Here is a 21,182-nt window from a genome sequence, read left to right as displayed (position 1 = left end):
AACCAGTGCCGCATTCACCTCTCTAAACGTACAGATCGTTTTGGATAGATTGTGGAAACTCCCAGACATTTGACGCTCTCGACCCCAACCCTGAGAAAGTCAGTTCCCCTCGCCCCGATACTCCCCAATATCGGGGCTTTTTTTTACCACTTTCTAAGCGCAGGCAATGTTGATCCCTGGGAGCCCGGGAAAGCGTCAATAGCCTGCCCCTATGGCGGCAATTGGGAAATAAGTACCAGTATTGTGACGCTGAATGGAATATCATGGCGCCCATACGCAGCTGGTCATTGTTATGGTCCGGCAGCGAGAGACAGCAGTGAGATTTAGTGGGCGCGCGCGCCTCTCGAGCTTAATCTTGCAGAGCATGTGAAAAGCAGTGATCCAATCGCCCTCCACAGGCGAATGCACACATGAGAACCCGCAGGCGTGCCCGTCCCCCTGGGCGCGTCTGACCAGGTACCCATCCCCAAGGGTACCGACCCCTGAGCCGGCAGCCCCCATCTGCCGGCTTTTTTTTTGCCTGAAATCTGGCGAGCTCCCGGATCCCACTGCAACCGCTCACTGGAGCGGCCCCTTGCCTTTTCTTTACATGCAAACAATAATTATTCTCATTAATGGTTGTTCACTGCTACCAAGAGGAGCCGGGGGGTTATCGTGAAGTTGCGTTTTCTTTGTGCCCATCATCGCCAGTGGCTTATCGCTGAGCCGCAGCGCGCCGAGCGGTGGATGCTGGGGTGGGTGGAGCAGGGCGAGGCATTGCTGGCACAGGAAGGCCCGGAACAGGCGCTGCCATTCTTTGGTTGCGCCCTGGAGCTGGCAGACTTCCTGCTCATTGTGCGCGGCAGGGCTGATGCCAGCGCAGTCAGGCGCTTCAGCGACTGCGCGCGCCACCTGCTGGCGACCGCAGCAATACTGGAAGAATGGAGCATGTGTCACTGGGCGGTAGGGCTCGCACAGCAACGACTAGCGGAGGAACCCGTCGCTGCGATCGTCGCAAAACCCGGGGAGAGCACGGATGGGCTCCTGCACTAGGGGTGGCGCTCACGGCGCCAGGGGGTCGGCGGAATTCCTGCACCTGCACGTGCGCGAAGACACGCTGTTGCAGTTACTCGCCGGACGCCAGCTTGCGGCGGAGGATCTGCGCGCAGCGGACCCTGACGCGCGGCGCCAGTTGCGGCGATTACTGCTGGCCTCGCTGCGTGGGGCTGATGGCTAGTCTTCGGCCTGTGCAGGATCACCCTGCCGCAGCCACTCGCCGAGCTTCCGCTCGAGCTTGTCCAGCCCGGCTTTCTTGGTGGAGGAGAAGGTCTGGATGGTGACGCCGCTGTCGAGCCCCTGTTCCCTGAGTGCCTTCTCCACGGCAAAGCGCGTGTTCTGGGCCGGGCCGTTTTTCAGTTTGTCCGCCTTGGTGAGCAGGATATGGGTGGGCAGGCCCGCCTCCGAGGCCCAGGTGAGCATGTGCAGGTCGAATTCCTTCAGCGGCTGGCGAATGTCCATCAGCAGTACCAGTCCGCGCAGGCACTGGCGCTGCTCCAGGTAAAAGGCCAGGTGGCGCTGCCACTCGTCCTTCATCGAACGGGCCACCTTGGCGTAGCCGTAACCCGGCAGGTCGACCAGCCGCTGCGTATCACTGAGACGGAAGAAGTTGATCAGCTGGGTACGGCCCGGGGTTTTCGAGGTCCGCGCCAGCTTATTGTTGCCGGTCAGGGCGTTGATGGCACTGGACTTGCCGGCGTTGGAGCGGCCGGCGAACGCGACCTCTGCACCGCTGTCCTCGGGGCATTCCGCCAGGGTCGGGGCGCTGGTTAAAAATTCTACAGATCGGAAGTTGATACGCTCGGGTCGCTGTTCTGACATGGTTTGTCCGCCGGATTCAGTACACTCGGTTGGCGCGCAAGTATATAATGCCGCGGTTTACGCGTCGCAGGGGGTTCTCTTGAGCGGCGCAATGATCCGATTGATGGATCAAAATGCCTTATTTCAGCGCGCTATGGGACGACGTATGAACAGCATTGTAAAGACTTCCGCTCTGGCTATCGGCCTCGCACTGGCCGCGCCTTTTGCCGCGACACCCGCCATGGCGGCCGAGGGAGATCCAAACGCGGGCAAGGCCAAGGCCGCCCAGTGTGCCGCCTGTCACGGTGCCGACGGCAACAGCATTTCTCCCGCTTTCCCGAAAATCGCGGGCCTGGGTGAGAAATACCTCTTCAAGCAGCTGATGGACGTCAAGACCGGCGAGCGTGAAATCCCGCAGATGATCGGCCAGCTGGACAACTTCAATGAGCAGGATCTGCGCGATCTCGCTGCCTACTTTGCCTCCCAGCCGCTGCAGGTGGCCGGCGCCCAGCCGCTGTCGGTGATGCTGAACAGCGGTGAAAACGTGGATGGCCTGATGCTGGGCCGCGAACTGTTCCGCGCCGGCAACCCTGCCACTGGCGTACCGGCCTGTATGGGCTGTCACTCCCCCACCGGTCTCGGCAACGCGCCGGCGGGTTACCCGCGTCTCGGCGGCCAGTATGCCGATTACATCGAGACCCAGCTGAAGGCTTTCCGGGCCGGTACCCGCGCCAACGACGGCGAGACCCGCATCATGCGCTCGGTGGCCAAGCAGCTGTCCGATGCCGAGATCAAGGCCCTGTCCCAGTACATTGCCGGCCTGACTGACTGATCTGGCGCAACAAAACCCTCGAAAGGCCGGTCTAGCACCGGCCTTTTTGCTTTTTGGCGGTCACTTCTTGCGCTGCCAGCGGGGAACTTCAATAATCGGCGCTGTCTATTTGATTAGCTTTTGCGCAGAACAAAAATGTTGGAGAAGACTATGAGAGCGGTTGTCGCCCCCATCACCCTGTTGCTGACCCTGTTGTTCAGTATCACAGCCTGTGCCCAGGATAGCGGCCAGTTCAAGGCCGGCCAGCACTACCAGGTACTGCCGCAGGCGGTGCCGCAACGGGATGACAGCAAGATCGAGGTGACCGAGCTGTTCTGGTATGGCTGTGGCCACTGCTACCACTTCGAGCCGCTGCTGAACAACTGGAAGAGCGAAATTCCCGCAGACGTGACCCTGCGCAAGGTACCGGCCATCTGGCAGCCGGTGATGGAAGTGCACGCCCGCATGTTCTATGTCGCCGACGCCATGGGCGTACTGGATACCATGCACGCGCCGATCTTCAACGCCATCGCCCAGCAGCGCAAGATGTTTGCCGAGCGCGACGGCCGCGACTGGAACCCGGACAACGACGCGATCGCCGCACTGTTCCAGAAGCATGGCGCGGACGGCGAGAAGGCAGTGAAGCTGATGAATTCCTTCGCCATCAACAGCAAGGTGAAGCAGGGCATGGCCAGCCAGCGCGCCTACCAGCTGTCCGGGACCCCGGAGGTCGTGGTGGCTGGCAAGTACCGTATCAGCACCTCACTGCCGGGCCTCAAGGGCAAGAGTAACGGTCAGGAGCTGATGCTGCAGGTGGCGGACTACCTGATCGAGAAGGAGCGCGCCGAGCGCGGCTGATCGACTCTGCACAGCGATTCCGAAACCCCGCTTCCAGCGGGGTTTTTTATGCCCGCCTGCTACGCTTTTCCCGAACATCATGATCGTTAACCCCATGGGCCTATCCCTAAACCCGAGGTGCTGCTCGCCTCTGATTCTTGTTCTGTCTCTGGCGCTCACCTGGTCAGGTATCGCCCGTGGCGAGACGGAGGCCGTGGGTGCCCAGGCGCTTAACTTGCTGTCCTCCTTCGCCGCTGATTACGCCGATGCGGTGCGGGACGGCCAGGTAACCGACCATCGCCTCTATCAGCAGCAGAAGCGTCAGCTGCAAACGGTGAAGACACTGGTGCGCGAACTCCCGAATCGCCCGGGTCGAGCATCCTTGGAACGCAGTCTCGATACATTGCAGCAGGACATTGAGGCCCGCCGGGATGCCCGGCAGGTACAGCGCCGGGCGAACACGGCCGCGGATCGACTGGCTGCCCTCTACCAGCTGCAGCGCTCGCCCATTCACCCGTTGCCACCGGCGGCTGAGGGCGCCCGCCCGTTTCGCAAACACTGCGCCGGCTGCCATGGCCTGCGGGGTGAGGGCGCTGAGCGGGGCCCGTCGCTGGCCGTGATGCAGCGTTCTGCACAATTCAGCCTCTACGATTTCTACAATCTGCTCGATCCCACCGCCGATACCCTGCACGGGACCGGTCTGGGTGCCGATCTCGACGGCCGGCAACGCTGGGCGCTGGCGGTGCTGGTCGCGAGCTTCCCCGTGGCCGACCAGCTGCCACCGTCGGCGGATCTGGCGGAGCGCTATCCGGCACTGCTGGCCCTCCCGGGCATGGCGATCACCCGTCCGGCAGCGCTCCCGGATGATGCCGCCGCGGCTTTGCTGTGGTGGCGCGGCCATCCGGATGCGGTGCGGGCGCTGGAGCATCCGCTGGTGAGGGCTGGCGGCCTGCTGCAACTGGCAGAAAGCGCCCACCGGGCCGGAGATACCACCGGTGCTTACTACAAGGCCGTGCTCGCCTATCGACAGGGCTACCTGCCACTGCGGGCTCAGCTGGAAAAGCGCGATCCGCCACTGGCGGAACAGATCCGCTCTCAGTGGTCAGAGCTGCGGGATGCCCTCAATGGCGATGGCGGCAGCGCCGGCGTCATCGCGGCCTCCCAGAAGCTGAGGGCCAGCTTGAAGCAGGCCCGGGCCCGGCTCGAGCCTCCGCCGGAGCGGCCCGCTTATGTATTCTGGGCGTCGATTCTCTTCGCCGGTGCCGTCATCATCGGCTTGCTCTGGTGGTGGCAGCTGCGACACCGGCGGCGTGTGCGATAGCACCATTTGTCGGTAGTTCACCACAAAACCCTCCCATTTCCTTTGTTTTTTCCGTAATTACGGTCCTGCCCGTTTGCCGGGCAGCTGGCGGGCGAATGCAGTTTTTTGAGGCATGCGCTGCCAGTGAAGGATTTAGCGTCTAGCCTTTTATTCAATAGGGAACCGAAAACGCGCGAGCGCGATTTTCTAACCGGAGCCCGGCACAGTGCCGGCCCGGCAGGGACAACCGGTGGCTCAGCTGGGCCGCCTGTCGCAACCAGCCAACGGTAGAGTCGCGCATGAAGTACCTGCGATATCCTTCTTTCTCCCGTCTTCTCTTGTCACTGCTCCAGGTTTATTTGCTGGTGCTCATCGTCTTTTTCCTGGTGCCCCTCGCGGTCGCCTCCGAACCCGACCAGAAAGCCTGGGCGGGCGACTGGCTGGTGGTGGGTGAATCTGACCAGCAGCTGGTATGGCAGCTGAAGGCCGACGGCACCGGATTTGCTTACGGTTTCCAACCCAATGGTCGTCTTTCCCACGGTTTTGCCATCAACTGGCAGCTCGAGGGCGATCGCGTCCGGGTCCGTACCGGTGCGTCGGTGCGTTGCACCGGGGGCGTGATCGCTGTTGCCTTTTCCGGGTGGAGCGCGGCGACCCTAGACTTCGCCATAGTGGACGGCCGTCACTGGCTACAGCGCAATGGCGGGCTGCTCGCCTTCCAGCGGCGGCTGGAAAGCTGGGAAACCCCCCGGGCGGGGAATGAGTGTCCGAATCTGGCCACCTGAATTGTTAGCCTTTCCGGAATGCCGCCCCAAGGGGCGGCAACAGGAAGCTCAGGGAAGAGTAAAGCGAACGGGAGAACCGCTGTGTTGCAGCGACGCTTTATTCTGACAGTGCTACTGATCTGCTCCGCCGTGTCTGCGTTTGCGCAGGGGCAGGAGAGCAAGGTATCCAATGAGTCCGCCTCCGGCGGGCAGGCAGAATCCCCGGGGTGGGGATGGGACTCCGGTTCCCGTCTCGAGGCCAAACAGTGGGTGGGCGACTGGCTCATTTCCCGCGACGGCGAAGCGCGACATGTGTGGAGTCTCAATGCGGATGGCACCGGCCGATCCTATGCGTTTCTCGAGCATGATGGCGGCATGCGTTTCGCTTACGGCTACGATATCCATTGGTATTTTGATCCCTTCACCCAGATGGCCAATATCAAAACCCAGCGGCGTATCGTCTGCCGCGGTGGCCGTCTGTATCCCTATTTCCTGACCCTGAAATCCTACGAAAGCGATTATGCGGTGCGGGGCAAGTTTGCCTGGCAGACCACCTGGACCGAGGCCAGCATCGGCGAGAACTATCTGCACAAATCCCTGATTGTATTCGTCGCGCCCCTGTCCGGATGGCACAATCCTGCCAAGGACGCCCCCTGTCCGGAATTTCCGAGTCTGGCCCTCGAGCGGGATATCGATTCCGCCCTCGATCGCTGGGAGCAGGAGGCTCGGGCCGCGGCCGGTGAGGCGGAGGGTCTGCAGGTCGACACCACTCCCGCCCCGGGCGAGCCAGAATTTCAGGGTGAGGAATTTGAATGACGTTGCAAATGACTTCGCGCTGGGTCTTCAACAATATTGAATGGGACTACGAGTTATGAATGCAGAAGTACGCCTGGGCACCCTGTTGCAGTCCCTCGAACCAGAACTGCAAGAGGGTTGTTTTGTCTTCTGCGCCCTCGATGACGAGCGGGCAGGCCGGCTCTGGCAGGAATGCCTGTCACTGTTCCGCGAGCGGGAGGGCTGGAGCGGGGTGCTCGAGCGTGGCAAAGCAGAGCAGCAGGGCCTCGACTGCAGTGTCGGCTTTCGGCAGATCACCCTGCAGGTCTACTCGAGCCTGGAAGCTGTCGGCCTGACCGCGGCCGTTTCCGGTGAGCTCGCCTCTGCCGGTATCAGCGCCAATGTGGTGGCCGCCCTCAACCATGATCACATCTTCGTGCCGGAAGCGCGCGCCGAGGAGGCACTGCAGCTCCTGCGCGGGTTGCGAAACCGGGCCCAGTACAGCTGAGAGCCCGGGTGGTATCGCGCTGCCATGCAGATCGATTACCCACTGCCACAGCCTCACGGTGAAATTCGCCGGCTGTTGCCGGATCTTTTCTACGTGCCGGGTACCGCCCGGCTCGGACCGGCACTGACGGTCAACCGCAATATGGCCATCCTGCGTTTCGGCGATGAGCTGGTACTGGTCAATCCTGTCCGTTTGCGTCCCTTTCAGGAGGAAAAGCTGGAAGACCTCGGGCGGGTCACACATGCGGTGCGCCTGGGCTATTACCACGGCTGTGACGATCTCTATTACCGCGATCGCTACAATCTCACCTTCTGGCGCCAGCTGGACTCGGACCTCTACCCGGCGCCCGCCCCGGATGCGCCGTTGCGTGAGGGGGGAGAGTGCCCGGCGCCCACAGGGCAGTTTTTTGAGTTTACGCACAGCTGCCATCCGGAAGCTGCACTGTGGGTGCCCATGAATGGCGGCTTGCTGCTGACCTGCGATGCGCTGCAGTACTGGCAGTCGTGGCAGGGTTGCACCTGGCTCGGCCGCAACCTGATGCGGCTGGCCGGTTTTCGCCGCGGCATGCAGGTGGCGCCCACCTGGCGGCTGCGCATGACACCGCGCGGCTGTGATCCGGGGCGGTGGCTGGGGGAGGACTTCGAGCGGTTGCTGGACCTGCCGTTTGTGCACCTGCTTGGCGGCCACGGTGGTTTTTGCGCAGACACCGCCCATGAAAAAGCGGAGCAGGCGGTGCGAAAAAGTTTCCCCGGTTTGCACTGAGAGGGCCGCCGGGGAATTTGTTATTGTTGCGCCGATAAAAACAAGCGGAGTGCAACGTGCAGAACCTCTCCATGCCCAGCCGGCTGGCGATCATTCTACTCTGGATCCTGTTGTCCTATTTCCTGGCAAGTTTGCTGACCTCGGGCGGCACGCAGCAACTGGGTCTGTTTATCCTGATCGCCGCCGCCGGGTTGTGGATGAGCGAGATAGTGCCGCTGCCGGTGACGGCACTGCTGGTTCCTGCTGCGGCCTATTTCACCGGGTTGATGCCGGCGGCCGCTGCGCTGGCACCCTTCTCCAGCACTATCATTTTTCTGTTTATGGGTGGCTTTACGCTGGCCGCGGTCTTGCAGGCGCACGGAATCGACCGCCGACTGGCCGGGGCGGTCTTGCGCCTGGGCGGTGGCCGCCTCTGGCCCACCTTGATCGGCTTTATGGCCACGGTCTCCTTTCTTTCCATGTGGATCAGCAACACCGCCACGACGGCGATGATGTTGCCGATTGCGCTGTCGATGGTGGACCGCGACCATCCGCGCACCCGTGCCTTTGCTGTGCTGGGCACCGCTTACGCGGCCAATATTGGTGGTCTCGCGACCATTGTTGGCAGTCCGCCCAATGCCATTGCCGCGCGAGCACTGGAGCTGGATTTCATCAGCTGGTTGAAAGTGGGCCTGCCGGTAACACTGACCATGTTCCCGCTGGTGCTCGCCGCCCTGTGGCTGGTAATGCGACCGGACAGGGAACGCGCTGAAATACAGCCACCGGAAGTGGGGAAGCGCGAGTGGGATGCCGGTGCCTGCGGCGCGCTGGCCCTGTTCACACTGGCGGTGCTCGCCTGGACCTTTTCCACCCTGATTGCCCGCTGGTTCGGGCTCGCTAGCAGTTTCGATGCGGTGGTAGGGCTGACTATTACGGCACTGGCACCACTGCTGGGCCTGATCTCCTGGCCACAGCTACAAAGCCAGATCAACTGGGGCATCCTGCTGCTGTTCGGCGGCGGCCTGTGTCTTTCGGCGATTCTGCAACAGACCGGCACTTCGGTCTGGCTGGCGGAATCCCTGTTGGGGGGGCTCGGCGATGCGCCGGGCTGGCTATTGATCATGGCCTGTATTGCGCTGATGATTTTCCTCACCGAACTCGCCTCCAATACCGGCAGTGCAGCGATCCTGGTGCCGGTCATTTACGCTCTGGCGCAGCAGCTGAACCCGGCCATTACCTATGCGCTGGTATTCGGGGTGGGCATTGCAGCTACCTGTGCCTTCATGCTGCCGGTGGCGACGCCGCCCAATGCCCTTGCCTACGGCACGGGGCTGGTCTTGCAGCGGCAGATGCTGCGAGCGGGGCTATTACTCAACCTGGTCGCCATTCCGGTGATTTGGATCATGGTAAGCTTGCTCGCTTGAACAGCCGGCTGGCGCCGGCACCCGGCAAGCAGGATAAAAAGATTTTCCCCATGAAGATGAAGACCCTGATCGGCGCTCTGCTTGTGAGCGTTCTTGTGGCCTGTGCCACCCAGCAACCGACCCCCCTGCCGGTACCTGAAGCTGACAACATGCGCCGGCATGTGGAATACCTGGCTTCGGACGAGCTGGCGGGGCGGGAGACCGGCACCGAAGGATACAAACGCGCTGCAGAATATGTGGCCCGGCAGTTTGAGGCCATGGGACTGCAGCCCGCCGGCAGCCAGGGGTTTATGCAGCCGGTGCCTTTCCGTCGGGCCAGCTGGGCAGGCCGCGAGCCGACCATGGTACTGCGTGGCAACGACGGTGATATCACCTTCAAATTTGCCGAGGACTTTGTCGCTTCTCCCCCGACAGTCAGCCAGGACCTGGCCGCGACCGCACCGCTGGTCTTTGTGGGCTTCGGCATCGAAGCACCGGAATTCGGCATCGATGATTACGCCGGTCTGGACGTGCGCGGCAAGATTGTCGTGGTCCTGAGCGGACGCCCGAAAACCATGCCCAGTGAAGTGGGCGCACATTATGCGGCGACCCGCACCAAGCGGCAGACGGCCTCGCGCCGCGGTGCCGTCGGCTACATTCTGCTGAACACGCCGGCGCGGGAACAGCGCTCACCCTTCGCCCGCTCCGCCAAGCACGCCCGGGATGAAAACTTTGACTGGCTCGATGCGGACGGTGTGCCGGGCAATGCCATTCCCGGCTTACACCCGGGGATTTACCTGGATATGCCGCCGGCACGCCAGCTGTTTATGGGCGCCGCGCGCAGCCTGGATACCATCTTCACTGAAATCGAAAACGGCCTGACACCGGCCGGATTCCCGCTGCCCTACAGCGTCTCTCTCACCAGCGGCGCTCGTCACGAGAGCCTGCTGAGCCCCAACGTGGTGGCAATGCTGCCGGGCCGGGACCCGAAGCTGAAAGACGAGTATGTGGTCTTCACCGGTCATCTGGATCACACCGGTGAAGATGATGGCGAGGGGGACCAGATCAACAACGGTGCCCAGGACAATGCCGCGGGTATTGCGGTGATGCTGGAAACGGCACGGCTGTTTATGGAGTCGGGTCGGGCGCCGCGGCGCTCACTGCTGTTTGTGGCGGTGACGGCGGAAGAAAAGGGCCTGTTGGGTTCTGATTATTTCGCCCAGCACCCACCGGTGCCGCCGGGTTCTATCGTGGCCAATATCAACCTCGATATGCCAATGCTGCTGTACCCGTTCCGCGACATTATCGCCTTTGGTGCCGAGCATTCCACACTGGGTGAAACCACTGCCCGCGCCGCCGAGCGGGCTGGATTGAAAGTGAGCCCGGACCCGATGCCGGAGCAGGTGATTTTTGTACGCAGTGATCACTACAGCTTTGTACGCCAGGGCGTGCCGGCGATTTATCTGATCACCGGGCGCGAGGCATTGGATCCGGCGGTGGACGGCACTGCGATGCAGAACAAGTTCTTCAAGGAGCGCTACCACCAGCCAGCGGACGAGGCGGACGAGCAGATCGATTACGTGGCCGCCGAGCAGTTTGCCCAGGTAAATTACGCCATTGCCCGCGAGGTGGCGGATAGCCGCCGCAAGCCGGCCTGGTATCCGGGAGATTTCTTCGGCGACCTGTTTGCCGGCTCACGCTGATCGCTCAAAAACATTTTTAACCGGTCCGCCGTCGCACCACCACGACGGTGCGCGGCCTCTCTGGGCATACCAGACATTGGCTGTAGCTTCACGGGTCCGCACGTCACGTGAGCTTCTCCGCAACCCGACCCTGTCGCCTATAAAAGGTAACGATATCCTCGCTACTGGTACTTCAGTGGCTCGACGCCGGCGCTCAGGCCGAGTGCATGTAATGGTGTGTAATGAAAAAAGCGGCAGGTGGGAACGTGTGCATGGTAATCTGCCGCCCGGCTGGCGCTTATTCCCACCAGCCGCACGACAACAACAAGTCTAGGAAAAAATATGTTTAAGAAAATTGCCTTGGGGGCCTCCATCGCCGCACTGACTCTGGCCAGTGGCTGTGCCAGCATCCTCAGCGACAGCAAATACCCGGTGACCATCGCCAGCACGCCTTCCGGTGCCAACTTCTCCGTGGTTAATGAGGCGGGTCTGGACGTTCACTCTGGCGTTACCCCTGACACCATTACCCTGGATGCATCCGATGGCTTCTTCTCTTCCGCCACTTATACCGTGAATTACCAGATGGCCGGTTACAACGAGCAGAGTTTTCAGCTGAAAGCTGGCATGGACGGTTGGTACATTGGCAATATTCTGCTGGGCGGCTTGATTGGCATGCTGATCGTGGACCCGGCCACCGGCGCCATGTGGAAGCTTCCAGCAACTGCGCACGTCAGTCTGCAGTCACAGACCGCCTCTACTTCCGTTGATGGACTGACTATTGCCTCCATCGATCAGATTCCGGAAGAGCTGCAATCCCAGCTGATTCCGGTGGAGTAAACCTAGCGGGAACCGGTGCTCACATCGGATCTGTCAAAAAGCCAGCCGTCATGCGGCTGGCTTTTTTGTCTGTGCCGGCGAGCTCAGCGGACTTGCCGGCACAACTCCAGCCAGCGCTCGATACCAGCACTGCGGTATTTCTGCCGGTGCAGGACAAAATGAAATTCCCTCTGAAAGTCCCGCTGTGGAACCGGCAGTTCCACCAGCGAACCGCGCTTCAGGGCGTCGGACAGGGAGACACGGGACAGGCAACTGATGCCGAGGCCGGCTTCCACTGCGCGCTTGATCGCCTCGGTGTGCTGCAGTTCCAGCAGGATATGTAGTTGCGGCAACAGACCGGACAGGGCGCGTTCGAACGCCTGCCGGGTTCCCGAGCCGCGCTCACGCAGGATCCAGGTGGCATTGCACAGATCCCGATCCGCCAGTCGCTTTCTCGCCGCCAGCGGATGATCCGGTCCACAGAAGACCACCAGCTCATCGTCCCGCCAGGGGATCATCTCCAGGTCCGGGTGGTTGAGTTCGCCCTCGATCAACCCCAGATCCAGTTCAAAGCCGAGCACCTTATCGACAATCGCCGCCGTGTTGGCCACCTCCAGCTCGACCCGGGTACCGGGCTGCTCCGCCATATAGCGGGCCATGACCGCTGCCGCCAGATAGTTGCCGATGGTCAGGGTGGCGCCGATCTTGAGCCGGCCCAGGTCGTCGTGGGCGGCGAGGGTCTGCTCCAGCTCCCGTGCCCGCTCCAGCAGCTCTTCGGCCCGGGGCCACAGTTGGCGGCCCAGCTCATTCAGGCGCAGCCGCTTGCCGGTACGCTCGAACAGGCGCAGGTCGAACTGCTGCTCGAACTCTTTCAGCGCCGTGGATGCGGCGGATTGGGACATGCTGAGGCTGGCCGCGGCCCGGCTCACATTCTCGTGATGGGCGCAGGCGAGGAAAACTTCCAGCTGACGCAGGGTGTAGCGCATGGGGGTGACTTAACATTATCGAAAAAAAATATAAGGAATATCGAAATATCCCATTTTGCCGATAGTTGTTCCAGCGCTAGAATTTCAGTATTAAGAGTATTCAGGAATAAGTGGTTCTAAAGTAATGTCTAATTTGAATATCGAGAAGGTGCTGGATGTCCATCACTGGAACGACACCCTGTTCAGCTTCAAGACCACGCGGGATCCGGGTTTCCGCTTTGAAAACGGCCACTTTGTCATGATCGGCCTGCCCCAGGACAATGGCCGGCCACTGCTGCGCGCCTACTCCATTGCCAGTGCCAACTATGAGGACGAGCTGGAGTTCTTCAGCATCAAGGTGCCGGACGGCCCGCTTACCTCGCGCCTGCAGAAAATCCAGCCCGGGGACGAGATTTTTGTCAGCCGCAAGCCCACGGGCACACTGGTGGCGGATCACCTGCTGCCGGGCAAGCGCCTGTGGCTGCTGTCCACCGGTACCGGCCTGGCGCCCTTCCTCAGCATTATCAAGGACCCGGACGTGTACGAGCGCTTCGACCAGGTGATCCTGACTCACGGTGTGCGCTACGTGTCTGAGCTGGCTTACCAGGATCAAATTGAGAGGGAGCTGCCCGAGCACGAGTACTTTGGCGAGATGGTGCGGGACCAGCTGCTGTATTACCCCACCGTGACCCGCGAGCCCTACAGGAACACCGGCCGCCTCACAGACCTGATGCTCACCGGCAAGCTGTTTGACGATCTGGGCGTGCCGAAGCCGACGCTGGAAGATGACCGTTTTATGCTGTGCGGCAGTCCCGGGATGCTGAAGGATCTGACCAATATCCTCGACGACTGGGGCTTTCGCGAGACCCGGGCCGGGATTCCCCATGAATACGTGATCGAACGGGCGTTTGTGGAAAAATAGACGCCCTGGTTGGGGGTCAGTCTCGCTGGCGCTCGGCTACACTGAATCACACAGAGGCCATCCCCCGGGGTGGCCTCTGTGTTTGGACGATTGCCCGCAGGCAGACAGAGGAGCCCGCTCCATGAAACAGTGGCTTTTGCCTCTCTGCCTCTGGCTCTCCGCCTGTACCGGAGTGCCGGAGAATGTCGAGCCCGTGCAGGGGTTCGAGCTGGATCGCTATCTCGGTAAATGGTACGAAATTGCCCGTCTGGATCATTCCTTCGAACGCGGCCTGAGCCATGTCACCGCCGAATACAGTCGCAACGAGGATGGCACGGTAAGGGTGGTTAACCGTGGCTTTTCGATGGGTGAGGGCGAGTGGCAGGAAGCTGTCGGCAAAGCCAGGTTTGCCGGTGATCCCGGTACCGCACATCTTGAAGTCTCTTTCTTCGGGCCTTTCTATGCCTCATACGTGGTCGCAGCGTTGGACGGCGACTACCGCTACGCACTGGTGGTGGGATACAACCGGGACTACCTCTGGATTCTTGCCCGGGACAAGAAAATGCCGCAGGCGGAATTAGCGCAGCTTCTGCAAAAGGCCCGTGAGCTCGGCTACGACACCGACCAGCTCATCTTTGTCGACCACAGCGGTGAGCCGTCCGGTTCCCGCCAGTCATCGCCGGAGCAAAGCCGCTGAGAGCTGCTACCGGCCCGGAACGATACATCAGCGTTTCAGCTTGCGCTCACCCCACCAGCTGATCGCCAGTAATCCCGCCAGCAGTAATGCCAGCCAATAGCGTGGCAGTGGCCGCTTTGGCGGTGCCGGGTCGATCCCGGGCCCCAGCCTGGCGGTGGCCATCTGCCGCGTCGCTGCTGTTTTCAGCGTGTGCTGCCAGCCGGGCCAGGCATCGGCTGCGAAGACGTACAGGCTGAACGGTGCCGCGGTCATCTCACCCGTACCTTCCAGTTGGTACCAGCCGCTCTCGCGCGGCCAGTAGGCATAACAGCTGCCGGGCGACGGCGTGCCTTTAAGGCGGCGCTCGCCCCCGACAGCCGACAGCACCGGTGCAGCGCTGGTGAAGCCGCGGCTGCACAGGGTGATCCTGTGGCCTGCGCGGGGCATTGCCTGGCGCACCGCCACCGCTGCCCCCTCGCCCAGATGGGCCAGTTGCGGCTTCAGCACGGCCTGCCACAGGCGCGCGAAGGCTTGATGGTAGCCGGCGGTTACCCAGCGATAGCTGTTGCGAAAGAATACGAACCCCAGCGCCCCATCCGCAGTCGCACGACTCCAGTGGAGCGCGATATCGTCGCCAGCGGCTGGGCCAATGCGCTCTCCCCGTAAAATCCGGTCGCCAGTCTGCAGCGCAGCGGGCCGGAAACCGCTAGTGCCGAGTGCCGGCGTATCGCTGTCGCCGAAGGGCGCTCGCAGCTGAGCGGCCGCGTCCCTGTGCAGGGCCATACCGTGGGCACGGGCGTAATCGATAAAACCGTCCGGGACTGTGTCACCAACCAGCCACAGGAGCGATGCCTGTTGCTGCAATTGCTGCCGCTGGCGCCGGTCCAGCTGTGGCCACAGCTGGCTGTCGAGGATCAGCAGGTCGAAGCCGTTGGCGGGGTCGAGCGGTGCCCGATCGCCGCTGTCGAATCCGTTCAGGTTGCGGGTGCGCTCGATCCCGGGTGCCAGCCGGGTAACAACCCGGGCGGGCACGGCGGATTCCTGCAGCCAGCGGGACAGGGCGGCGGACTCGAAACCCGGTCGGGCCAGCCACAACAACACCCGGGGCCGCTCGCCCCGGTCAACCTGCACCGGTAGTGGTTCGCGCCTCGCCGTTTCGCCCTCCCCCAGCTGCAGCCGGTACTCCCAGCGCCCGGAGAGCCGCGGTGTATCTGCCAGTGTCACGGTACGGGATTCGCCGATGGTGGTTTGCGCCACCACGGTGTCGAAGGGATCCAATAGTTTTACCGGGGTATCTGCCGGCAGTGTCGGCGGCACTCGTAGTTGCAGGGATAACTCCTGGCCCAGGCTCAGCCGGCGTGACCAGTTCACTTGCCAGCCATCGGCCTCTGCCAGTTCGGGATCCGAGTTTTCCGACTCCAGGCGTACCGGTGGCAGGGCGAGCAGATCCTCGCGGTAAAGCCCCGCACCGCTCACCGCCAGAGTCGGCAGTGCTGCCAGCTCAGTGCCAGTAAGGGCGGGTGTGATCGCCTGGCGTGGGCCCGCCGCCGTCGGTGCCAGTTCATTACCGGCTTGCAGGCGTTCGCTGTTCAGCACCGCAGTGCCCGGGGCGGGCAGGAGTTGCGGGGGCTGGAACAGCAGCCAGGCGGCCAGCCAGATCGCCATTTGCAGCAATGCGGCGGCGGTGCGCCGTCTCACCGAGGTATGGCGCCGGGCGACAAGTAAAAGGGACAACAGCCCGCCGGCGATACAGATGGCCGCTATCAACAGGCTCATGGCATGCCCCCGCTTTGTTCCGGTTGTGCATCGCGCGGTTGCGTGGCCTGAATCCAGTCGGCGTAGCTGTCGTTGCCAGTGCCCGAGGTCGGCAGCGCCGGCGCGGCCGTCGGCGGCGCCAGCAGCTGATACAGCTGCGCCTGCAATTCCCGCCGGCACTGGCCGCATGCCGGGTCCTGGCGGAATCGTCGCAGTGCCTTGCCCACTTCCAATTGCCGGGTGGCCTGCTGTTCCCCGGCCTGTATCAGTTCTGGCAGCATGGCGAGATCTCGATCTGCCGGGGTGTTCCCGGCCATCAGGCTGCGCAGGGTGGACTCAAGCAAGGTTCGGTCGGGATCGTCAAAACTGGCTATCACCTGCGGCGGTGCCACTTCTTCGCGCTCACCGGTCAGGCGGCGTCCCTCATCAACGGGCGGCGGCTCGAAACCCACCCGTTGCAGGTAGATGCGCGAAGCCTGCTGCACTTCCTTGATAAAGCGCAGGGCGCGATGCTGGTGGGGTAGTGACGCCTGCGGTTCGACGATCGACAGCTCCCGCCAGGCGCTCCACATGGCATTGAGTGCACTGCGCAGCAGTTCTTTTGTCTGCGGGTCGAACAGCGTGGCGTGCTCGGAGTTGTCGTGCTGGTGGCCCACCGACTCAACAATGCCGGCAGCATCACCGAATTGTGGTGCTTCCCCCTGCGAAGCGGCACTGCTAACTGCGCCTTCGCCCGCGTGGTGGTCGTGGTGTCCGTCGGTATCGCCATGTCCACCTTCATGTTCGGGGTTGTCGCTTTCGTCGTGCGCCATGCGGTCATCATCATGTGCTTCCAGGGCCGAGTCCTCCTCACCCAGGAATTTTCCGTAGCGCATGCGTAGCAGGTTCTGTTCGTGGGCCAGGGATGTGGCGCGGTTGCGGAATTCCCCCGGGGAAATTTCCGGCTGCTCTGCCAGCAGGGCCTCGGTGTCGATAATCAGCTGGCGCTGGCTGCGGAAATACTCCGGCATCACCTTGATGGCCATGCCTTCGGCATCGCTCAGGCCGAAGATCTCCTCCTGCTGCCAGCGCAGGATAAAGTGCTGGCTGCGGGCCACATTGGCAGCGGGAGTGCGGTTATCGCGGGCCTCCACAAACCAGTAGAGCTCGTCACCGGGCTCGATCGCGAAACGGTCCACCGGTACCTGGAACTCAAAACGCTGGCGTTGCCCGCTGCCGGAGATCGGTTGCAGGGGAATGCGTTCGTTGCGAAAGCGCACATTCTCGCCATTGCCGCTGGCCAGGGTCACTACCAGTGCGGTGTCCGTGATCTGGAAATCATCCTCCGCGGTCACCAGCACCTGTAGCGCTGCGTCACCGGACACCATTGCGGTGTTGACCACCGTGAGGCTGTCGCGGGGCAGGCTGAATTCGAATTGCGGCGCCCGGTCCGGGATGACCTCGATATTGTGAATTTCCGGCAGCAGGATCTCACCGCCGTCCCGGGTAACCGCCAGCTGGTAGAAGTCACTTTCTGTGAGCCGTCGCTCCAGGGTCCAGGCAAGAGTCGGCAACTCTCCCTGCGGCTGGAAATCGAAGTCGGCATCCGCAGCCTGCATTTGCAGCCTCTGTACCGGCGCGGTCAGGATCACCGTCCAGCGGGCACGGGCGCTTTCCGGCGCCCTGACCTGCAGTGGCTGTTGCCGCTCCGGCAGGCCGGTATAGGCCGGGGGGCTCACCCGGACCTTTGCGCTTGCGATGCGGATAATGCCAGGCCCTTCATTCCCCGCAGTGCCGGGGACGGCGGCAGGGGCGCCCGGTCCGGGATGCTTGCCGCCCCACAGCGAAATTGCCGCAGTCATCAATGGTGCCAGCAGCACGGCAATACACAGCGCCAGGGTGGCGCCTATAGCGGGTCGCCAGCGCCGCGGCCGGAAGCGTTGCAGCGCCTCGCCCGCCACCAGCTGTTCCAGCGCGACGCGGGTGCGCTGTTGCTGCAGGCGCACCAGTGGTGGCAGGGACTCCGGTGCTTCCAGCAGCAGGGCACTGCTGTCCTGCAGTTCCGGGTAGCGGCGATCCAGCAGCCGGCACAGGTAGCGGGGGTCGGGGCGCCAGTGGTGATCCAGCAATGCCCCGAGTCCGGCCAGCATCGCGGCCCCAATGCCCGTCCACAGGGGCCACTGCAACAGGCTGTAGCTCACCTGGCCCAGCAACAGAGCCAGCAGCGCCAGCGCGATATAAGGGGCTAGGCCCCGCAGGGTCCAGTGCCGTCGCGCGGTGCGCAGTGGGGTCGGCAGGCGTTGAGGCATCCGGTTATCCATCCACCCGCCTCCGCGACAGTGTGAGTGCTCGCTCTGCCAGCAGCATCAGTAACAGCGCCAATAGCAGTGGCTGCTGCAGCGGCTCCCGGGCCGCCGTGGCCACTTCACTGTCTGCTACCGGGCGGCCTGGTGGCTCACCTGCCGGCCAGCGCGGTTGCTGCTCTGACTGCAAGGGCCAGTCCTGCCGGGACCACTGTTGCCACAGTTGCTGTGGCAGCCGGGCGCGGCGATAGAAGGACTGGTCCTGCCAGCTGTCCCGGTAGCGCAGCCAGCTGCCCCGACCCAGCGCCGCCGCTGCGCGGGTGGGACCGCCATCATCGACCAGCGGTACAAAATCCACAGTCTGTCCTGTCGTTACCGAGTCGTCGCTGATCAGCAGCCCGCCGCTGCGCACGAAGGCCTGCACCGCCTCCGGCAGCGGGCCGGGTCGGCTGTAGAGCAGCCAGTCAAATTCCTCTGGGTCCAGCTGGCCCGGGTCCGCCAGTGCCTGTGGCTCCAGCCGGGCGGTACCGGTGTCCGCCAGTTGTTGCAGGGCCGGCGCCAGCCAGGCCGGTGCTTCGCCGATGATGGCAATGGACGGAGTGGCCGGTGGATTTCCTGTTGCCCCGCTTTCGGTGATGCCGGCGGTGTGCCATTGCCAGTGGGGGCTGTAGTCCAGGGCGCGGTAGCCGGAAGCGGTATCCCGGTGGAGCAGGATATGGGCGCGGCGGTAGCGGGGTTCTGTCGCCAGGGTGGAGAGGCTGTTCCAGCTGTCGTACCCGCGGGGATCCGTACTGGCCACAGGCTGGGGGCGGGGTTGCAGCCACAGAACCTGCGCGAAGGGTCCCCGGGCTTCGGTAAAGCTATCCAGTTCTCCCCGGGCTACTGCCGGGTCCACCAGCAGCAGAGCCCCGGTCTGATCGCGTTTTTCCAGCAATGGTGTCGCCAGCAGGGCGGACAGCAGCGCCAGCAACAGCAGCCGCAGACACAGCAAGCCGATGTCGCGCAGCTGCAGCCGTTTCCAGCTCTGTGGCTGGCGACGCTGCAACCAGTGGGCGGCGGCGAAGGTGATTTCCCGCGGCGCGCTGCGCTGTAGCAGGTGGATCAACAGCGGTATCAGTAGCGCCAGCAGCAGCCACAACCACTGCGGCGATTGCCAGCTCCAGGGTAACCAGGACATCTCAGGTATCCCCCGCCATCAGGCAATCCGCGAGTGCAGCTGCACGAAGCGCTGGACGGCATCCGCCAGCGGGCGCTCGATCTGCACGCTGGTCAGCGGGCTCTCGCGGCCGGCAAAGCCTGCAGCCAGGGACCGCTGTGCCCGGGCAAATGCCTGCTGGTACTGGGCCCGCTGGCTGCGTGCGTCCATTTCCCGCACCGGTGAGCTGCCGGAAGCGGCCTCCGGGTCGCGCACGCGCAACTCGCCCTCGAACGGGAAGGTTTCCTCCGCTTCCACCAGCAGCTGCAGCGGCAGGCAGGGGCGACCGGCGGCGTGCAGCCGCGTGGCAAAATCGCTGATTTCCTGCCCGCGCTCGAAAAAGTCGCTCACCAGGACTACCTGGCAGTTATTGTCGAACTGGGACCACAACGGTTGCAATTGCTCTGGTCCCGGCCAGTGACCCGCCGCGCGGCTGCGCTGCAGTTCCAGCGCGATACGATGGTGGTGGGCCTCTCCCTGACCGGCGGGCACGCGGCGCAGGTCGGCGTCACTCAGCACCAGTAGAGAACAGCGATCGCCCTGGGCCTGCAACAGCCAGCACAGGGTAGCAATCCAGCATTTGCCGAACTGCAGCTTGGTGAGTTCCGGTATGGCAAAACTGGGCTGGGCCATGGAGGCGCTGGCGTCGAGGACAAAGCAGACATGCATCTGGCTTTCCTGTTCGGCCTCGCGCACGTAGTGGCGGTCCGAGCGCGCGAAGAGTTTCCAGTCGATATGGTTGATGGCATCGCCGGGCTGGTAGCTGCGGTACTGCTGGAATTCCAGCCCGGCACCGCGGCGCCGGCTGTGTTGAGCGCCCAGCATCACACCCGCGGCAATATGCCGCGACAACCAAGCAAGGTCGCGGGTGCGGGCCAGTGTCAGCGGGTCCAGCAAATCCACGATTTCAGTCCCGCCCCGGCTCCGGGCAGACCCGCAGCAGTTCTTCGATTATGCGTTCGATACCCACGCCGTCGGCCTGGGCATGGAAACTCAGCAGGATGCGGTGACGCAGCACCGGCAGCAGCAGCGCGCGAATGTCCGCGCGGGTGACCGCCAGTCGCTGGCTGAGCAGCGCGCGGGCCTTGGCCGCCAGTACCAGTGCCTGACCGGCGCGGGGGCCGGCGCCCCACTGGATCCACTGGTTCAGCGGTGAGTCTTCACTGCCGGTGTTGGTCCTGTCGGGGCGGGTGCTGCGCACAAGGCGGGCGATATAGCCGTACAGGTCGTCGCTGATGTGCACCTCGCGCACCAGTCGCTGCATCTCGATGATGGCGTTGCCGTCGAGGCTGGGTGAGGGCGTCGCCGCCTCATCGCCGGTGGTGCCGCGCAGGATGGCGATCTCGTCTTCCTCACCCGGGTAATCGATATGGATATTGAGCAGGAAGCGATCCAGCTGCGCTTCCGGCAGGGGATAGGTGCCTGCCTGCTCGATGGGATTCTGTGTCGCCAGCACGAAATAGGGCCGCGGCAACGCCATGGTCTCGCCGGCCATGGTCACCGCGTATTCCTGCATCGACTCCAGCAGTGCGGCCTGGGTTTTTGGTGGGGTACGGTTGATCTCGTCCGCCAGCAGGATATTGGTAAAAATCGGGCCACGCTGGAACTTGAAGAAGCGCTTGCCGGTGCTGTGGTCCTCTTCCAGGATCTCGGTGCCGAGAATATCCCCCGGCATCAGGTCCGGGGTGAACTGTACCCGTTTGAAATCCAGCTCGGTGGCCTGCGCCAGGGTTTTTACCAGCAGCGTCTTGCCCAGCCCGGGCACGCCCTCCAGCAGTGCGTGGCCACGCGCCAGCAGGCAGATCAGCAGCTGGTCCACCACCTCGTCCTGACCGACGATCACACGGCTGATTTCGTTGCGCAGCTTGTCCAGCGCCGACAGGGTTTGCTCGATGCCGCTCTCGGTAGCGGTGCGGGTTTCAGTTTCCATGATGGT

The 21,182-nt window shown here is 63.1% G+C and carries 21 protein-coding genes; 14 read left to right on the top strand and 7 right to left on the bottom strand.

Going from position 1 to position 21,182, the window contains the following annotated elements; genetic code table 11:
* The first annotated feature begins 654 nt into the window (after window positions 1–654).
* Entirely contained in the window at window positions 655–1,032 is a 378-nt protein-coding gene (locus tag AWR36_RS10900; protein ID WP_141398523.1) for a hypothetical protein, read from the top strand.
* On the top strand, window positions 1,016–1,216 hold the full coding sequence (locus tag AWR36_RS10895; protein ID WP_067084693.1) for a hypothetical protein: 201 nt from the start codon (window positions 1,016–1,018) through the stop codon (window positions 1,214–1,216). The genes AWR36_RS10900 and AWR36_RS10895 overlap by 17 nt, the downstream gene beginning before the upstream one ends.
* Here AWR36_RS10895 and yihA read toward each other — a convergent pair.
* Entirely contained in the window at window positions 1,213–1,857 is a 645-nt protein-coding gene (gene yihA, locus AWR36_RS10890; RefSeq protein WP_067084691.1) for a ribosome biogenesis GTP-binding protein YihA/YsxC, read from the bottom strand. The genes AWR36_RS10895 and yihA overlap by 4 nt on opposite strands.
* 145 nt (window positions 1,858–2,002) lie before the next feature.
* Between yihA and AWR36_RS10885 the strand changes: the two genes are divergently transcribed.
* The 10 genes from AWR36_RS10885 (at window position 2,003) to AWR36_RS10840 (ending at window position 11,493) form a co-directional block, all read left to right on the top strand.
* Window positions 2,003–2,668, top strand: a complete 666-nt coding sequence (locus AWR36_RS10885) for a c-type cytochrome (RefSeq protein WP_067084689.1) — start codon at window positions 2,003–2,005, stop codon at window positions 2,666–2,668.
* A gap of 150 nt (window positions 2,669–2,818) precedes the next feature.
* Window positions 2,819–3,505, top strand: coding sequence for a thiol:disulfide interchange protein DsbA/DsbL (locus tag AWR36_RS10880; protein ID WP_067084686.1), 687 nt, complete (start codon window positions 2,819–2,821; stop codon window positions 3,503–3,505).
* 94 nt (window positions 3,506–3,599) lie between these two features.
* Window positions 3,600–4,805 carry a c-type cytochrome gene (locus tag AWR36_RS10875; RefSeq protein ID WP_176491130.1) on the top strand — a complete coding sequence of 402 codons (1,206 nt, stop codon included), beginning with the start codon at window positions 3,600–3,602 and terminating at the stop codon, window positions 4,803–4,805.
* Window positions 4,806–5,083: 278 nt separating this feature from the next.
* Window positions 5,084–5,569, top strand: a complete 486-nt coding sequence (locus AWR36_RS10870) for a hypothetical protein (protein WP_067084682.1) — start codon at window positions 5,084–5,086, stop codon at window positions 5,567–5,569.
* A gap of 81 nt (window positions 5,570–5,650) precedes the next feature.
* Entirely contained in the window at window positions 5,651–6,364 is a 714-nt protein-coding gene (locus AWR36_RS10865) for a hypothetical protein (RefSeq protein ID WP_067084680.1), read from the top strand.
* A gap of 55 nt (window positions 6,365–6,419) precedes the next feature.
* Window positions 6,420–6,830, top strand: coding sequence for an ACT domain-containing protein (locus tag AWR36_RS10860; protein ID WP_067084677.1), 411 nt, complete (start codon window positions 6,420–6,422; stop codon window positions 6,828–6,830).
* A gap of 24 nt (window positions 6,831–6,854) precedes the next feature.
* Complete coding sequence (locus AWR36_RS10855) at window positions 6,855–7,592, top strand: hypothetical protein (protein ID WP_067084675.1); 738 nt, start codon at window positions 6,855–6,857, stop codon at window positions 7,590–7,592.
* 56 nt (window positions 7,593–7,648) lie between these two features.
* A complete protein-coding gene (locus tag AWR36_RS10850) occupies window positions 7,649–8,995 on the top strand; it encodes an SLC13 family permease (protein WP_096866643.1) in 1,347 nt (448 codons plus the stop codon).
* Window positions 8,996–9,045: 50 nt separating this feature from the next.
* Window positions 9,046–10,677 carry a M28 family metallopeptidase gene (locus tag AWR36_RS10845; protein WP_067085016.1) on the top strand — a complete coding sequence of 544 codons (1,632 nt, stop codon included), beginning with the start codon at window positions 9,046–9,048 and terminating at the stop codon, window positions 10,675–10,677.
* A gap of 321 nt (window positions 10,678–10,998) precedes the next feature.
* Entirely contained in the window at window positions 10,999–11,493 is a 495-nt protein-coding gene (locus AWR36_RS10840; RefSeq protein ID WP_067084670.1) for a hypothetical protein, read from the top strand.
* A gap of 83 nt (window positions 11,494–11,576) precedes the next feature.
* Here the strand turns inward: AWR36_RS10840 and AWR36_RS10835 are convergent, their stop codons facing one another.
* Window positions 11,577–12,458: a LysR family transcriptional regulator gene (locus AWR36_RS10835; protein WP_067084668.1), complete on the bottom strand. Its 882-nt coding sequence runs from the start codon at window positions 12,456–12,458 to the stop codon at window positions 11,577–11,579.
* Window positions 12,459–12,582: 124 nt separating this feature from the next.
* Here AWR36_RS10835 and AWR36_RS10830 point away from each other — a divergent pair, with 124 nt between their 5' ends.
* Window positions 12,583–13,359, top strand: a complete 777-nt coding sequence (locus tag AWR36_RS10830) for a ferredoxin--NADP reductase (RefSeq protein ID WP_067084665.1) — start codon at window positions 12,583–12,585, stop codon at window positions 13,357–13,359.
* Window positions 13,360–13,480: 121 nt separating this feature from the next.
* Complete coding sequence (locus AWR36_RS10825; protein ID WP_067084663.1) at window positions 13,481–14,035, top strand: lipocalin family protein; 555 nt, start codon at window positions 13,481–13,483, stop codon at window positions 14,033–14,035.
* Window positions 14,036–14,062: 27 nt separating this feature from the next.
* Here AWR36_RS10825 and AWR36_RS10820 read toward each other — a convergent pair whose 3' ends face one another.
* The 5 genes from AWR36_RS10820 to AWR36_RS10800 are packed head-to-tail and all read right to left on the bottom strand — an operon-like array spanning window position 14,063 to window position 21,176.
* Window positions 14,063–15,790: a hypothetical protein gene (locus AWR36_RS10820; protein ID WP_067084661.1), complete on the bottom strand. Its 1,728-nt coding sequence runs from the start codon at window positions 15,788–15,790 to the stop codon at window positions 14,063–14,065.
* The gene (locus AWR36_RS10815; protein WP_067084659.1) at window positions 15,787–18,069 is read right to left on the bottom strand and encodes a hypothetical protein; all 2,283 of its coding nucleotides are present in this window, start codon (window positions 18,067–18,069) and stop codon (window positions 15,787–15,789) included. The genes AWR36_RS10820 and AWR36_RS10815 overlap by 4 nt, the downstream gene beginning before the upstream one ends.
* Complete coding sequence (locus AWR36_RS10810; protein ID WP_082679549.1) at window positions 18,062–19,228, bottom strand: BatA domain-containing protein; 1,167 nt, start codon at window positions 19,226–19,228, stop codon at window positions 18,062–18,064. The genes AWR36_RS10815 and AWR36_RS10810 overlap by 8 nt, the downstream gene beginning before the upstream one ends.
* 18 nt (window positions 19,229–19,246) lie before the next feature.
* Window positions 19,247–20,149 (bottom strand): DUF58 domain-containing protein, encoded by a 903-nt coding sequence (locus tag AWR36_RS10805; RefSeq protein WP_141398522.1) that lies wholly within the window; start codon window positions 20,147–20,149, stop codon window positions 19,247–19,249.
* Window positions 20,150–20,153: 4 nt separating this feature from the next.
* Complete coding sequence (locus AWR36_RS10800) at window positions 20,154–21,176, bottom strand: AAA family ATPase (RefSeq protein ID WP_067084652.1); 1,023 nt, start codon at window positions 21,174–21,176, stop codon at window positions 20,154–20,156.
* Between the last annotated feature and the right edge of the window lie 6 nt (window positions 21,177–21,182).

The sequence above is a fragment of the Microbulbifer flavimaris genome (assembly GCF_001641755.2).
GTDB lineage: Bacteria > Pseudomonadota > Gammaproteobacteria > Pseudomonadales > Cellvibrionaceae > Microbulbifer > Microbulbifer flavimaris.
This window is presented reverse-complemented; position numbering and strand designations above follow the sequence as displayed.

What these genes read in the sequence shown, in the direction of transcription:
- AWR36_RS10815 (WP_067084659.1), bottom strand. Translation starts at nt 18,069, where the DNA reads ATGGATAACCGGATGCCTCAACGCCTGCCGACCCCACTGCGCACCGCG.
- AWR36_RS10810 (WP_082679549.1), bottom strand. Translation starts at nt 19,228, where the DNA reads ATGTCCTGGTTACCCTGGAGCTGGCAATCGCCGCAGTGGTTGTGGCTG.
- AWR36_RS10830 (WP_067084665.1), top strand. Translation starts at nt 12,583, where the DNA reads ATGTCTAATTTGAATATCGAGAAGGTGCTGGATGTCCATCACTGGAAC.
- AWR36_RS10875 (WP_176491130.1), top strand. Translation starts at nt 3,600, where the DNA reads ATGGGCCTATCCCTAAACCCGAGGTGCTGCTCGCCTCTGATTCTTGTT.
- yihA (WP_067084691.1), bottom strand. Translation starts at nt 1,857, where the DNA reads ATGTCAGAACAGCGACCCGAGCGTATCAACTTCCGATCTGTAGAATTT.
- AWR36_RS10855 (WP_067084675.1), top strand. Translation starts at nt 6,855, where the DNA reads ATGCAGATCGATTACCCACTGCCACAGCCTCACGGTGAAATTCGCCGG.
- AWR36_RS10845 (WP_067085016.1), top strand. Translation starts at nt 9,046, where the DNA reads ATGAAGATGAAGACCCTGATCGGCGCTCTGCTTGTGAGCGTTCTTGTG.
- AWR36_RS10885 (WP_067084689.1), top strand. Translation starts at nt 2,003, where the DNA reads ATGAACAGCATTGTAAAGACTTCCGCTCTGGCTATCGGCCTCGCACTG.
- AWR36_RS10840 (WP_067084670.1), top strand. Translation starts at nt 10,999, where the DNA reads ATGTTTAAGAAAATTGCCTTGGGGGCCTCCATCGCCGCACTGACTCTG.
- AWR36_RS10825 (WP_067084663.1), top strand. Translation starts at nt 13,481, where the DNA reads ATGAAACAGTGGCTTTTGCCTCTCTGCCTCTGGCTCTCCGCCTGTACC.
- AWR36_RS10820 (WP_067084661.1), bottom strand. Translation starts at nt 15,790, where the DNA reads ATGAGCCTGTTGATAGCGGCCATCTGTATCGCCGGCGGGCTGTTGTCC.
- AWR36_RS10880 (WP_067084686.1), top strand. Translation starts at nt 2,819, where the DNA reads ATGAGAGCGGTTGTCGCCCCCATCACCCTGTTGCTGACCCTGTTGTTC.
- AWR36_RS10860 (WP_067084677.1), top strand. Translation starts at nt 6,420, where the DNA reads ATGAATGCAGAAGTACGCCTGGGCACCCTGTTGCAGTCCCTCGAACCA.
- AWR36_RS10870 (WP_067084682.1), top strand. Translation starts at nt 5,084, where the DNA reads ATGAAGTACCTGCGATATCCTTCTTTCTCCCGTCTTCTCTTGTCACTG.
- AWR36_RS10800 (WP_067084652.1), bottom strand. Translation starts at nt 21,176, where the DNA reads ATGGAAACTGAAACCCGCACCGCTACCGAGAGCGGCATCGAGCAAACC.
- AWR36_RS10835 (WP_067084668.1), bottom strand. Translation starts at nt 12,458, where the DNA reads ATGCGCTACACCCTGCGTCAGCTGGAAGTTTTCCTCGCCTGCGCCCAT.
- AWR36_RS10895 (WP_067084693.1), top strand. Translation starts at nt 1,016, where the DNA reads ATGGGCTCCTGCACTAGGGGTGGCGCTCACGGCGCCAGGGGGTCGGCG.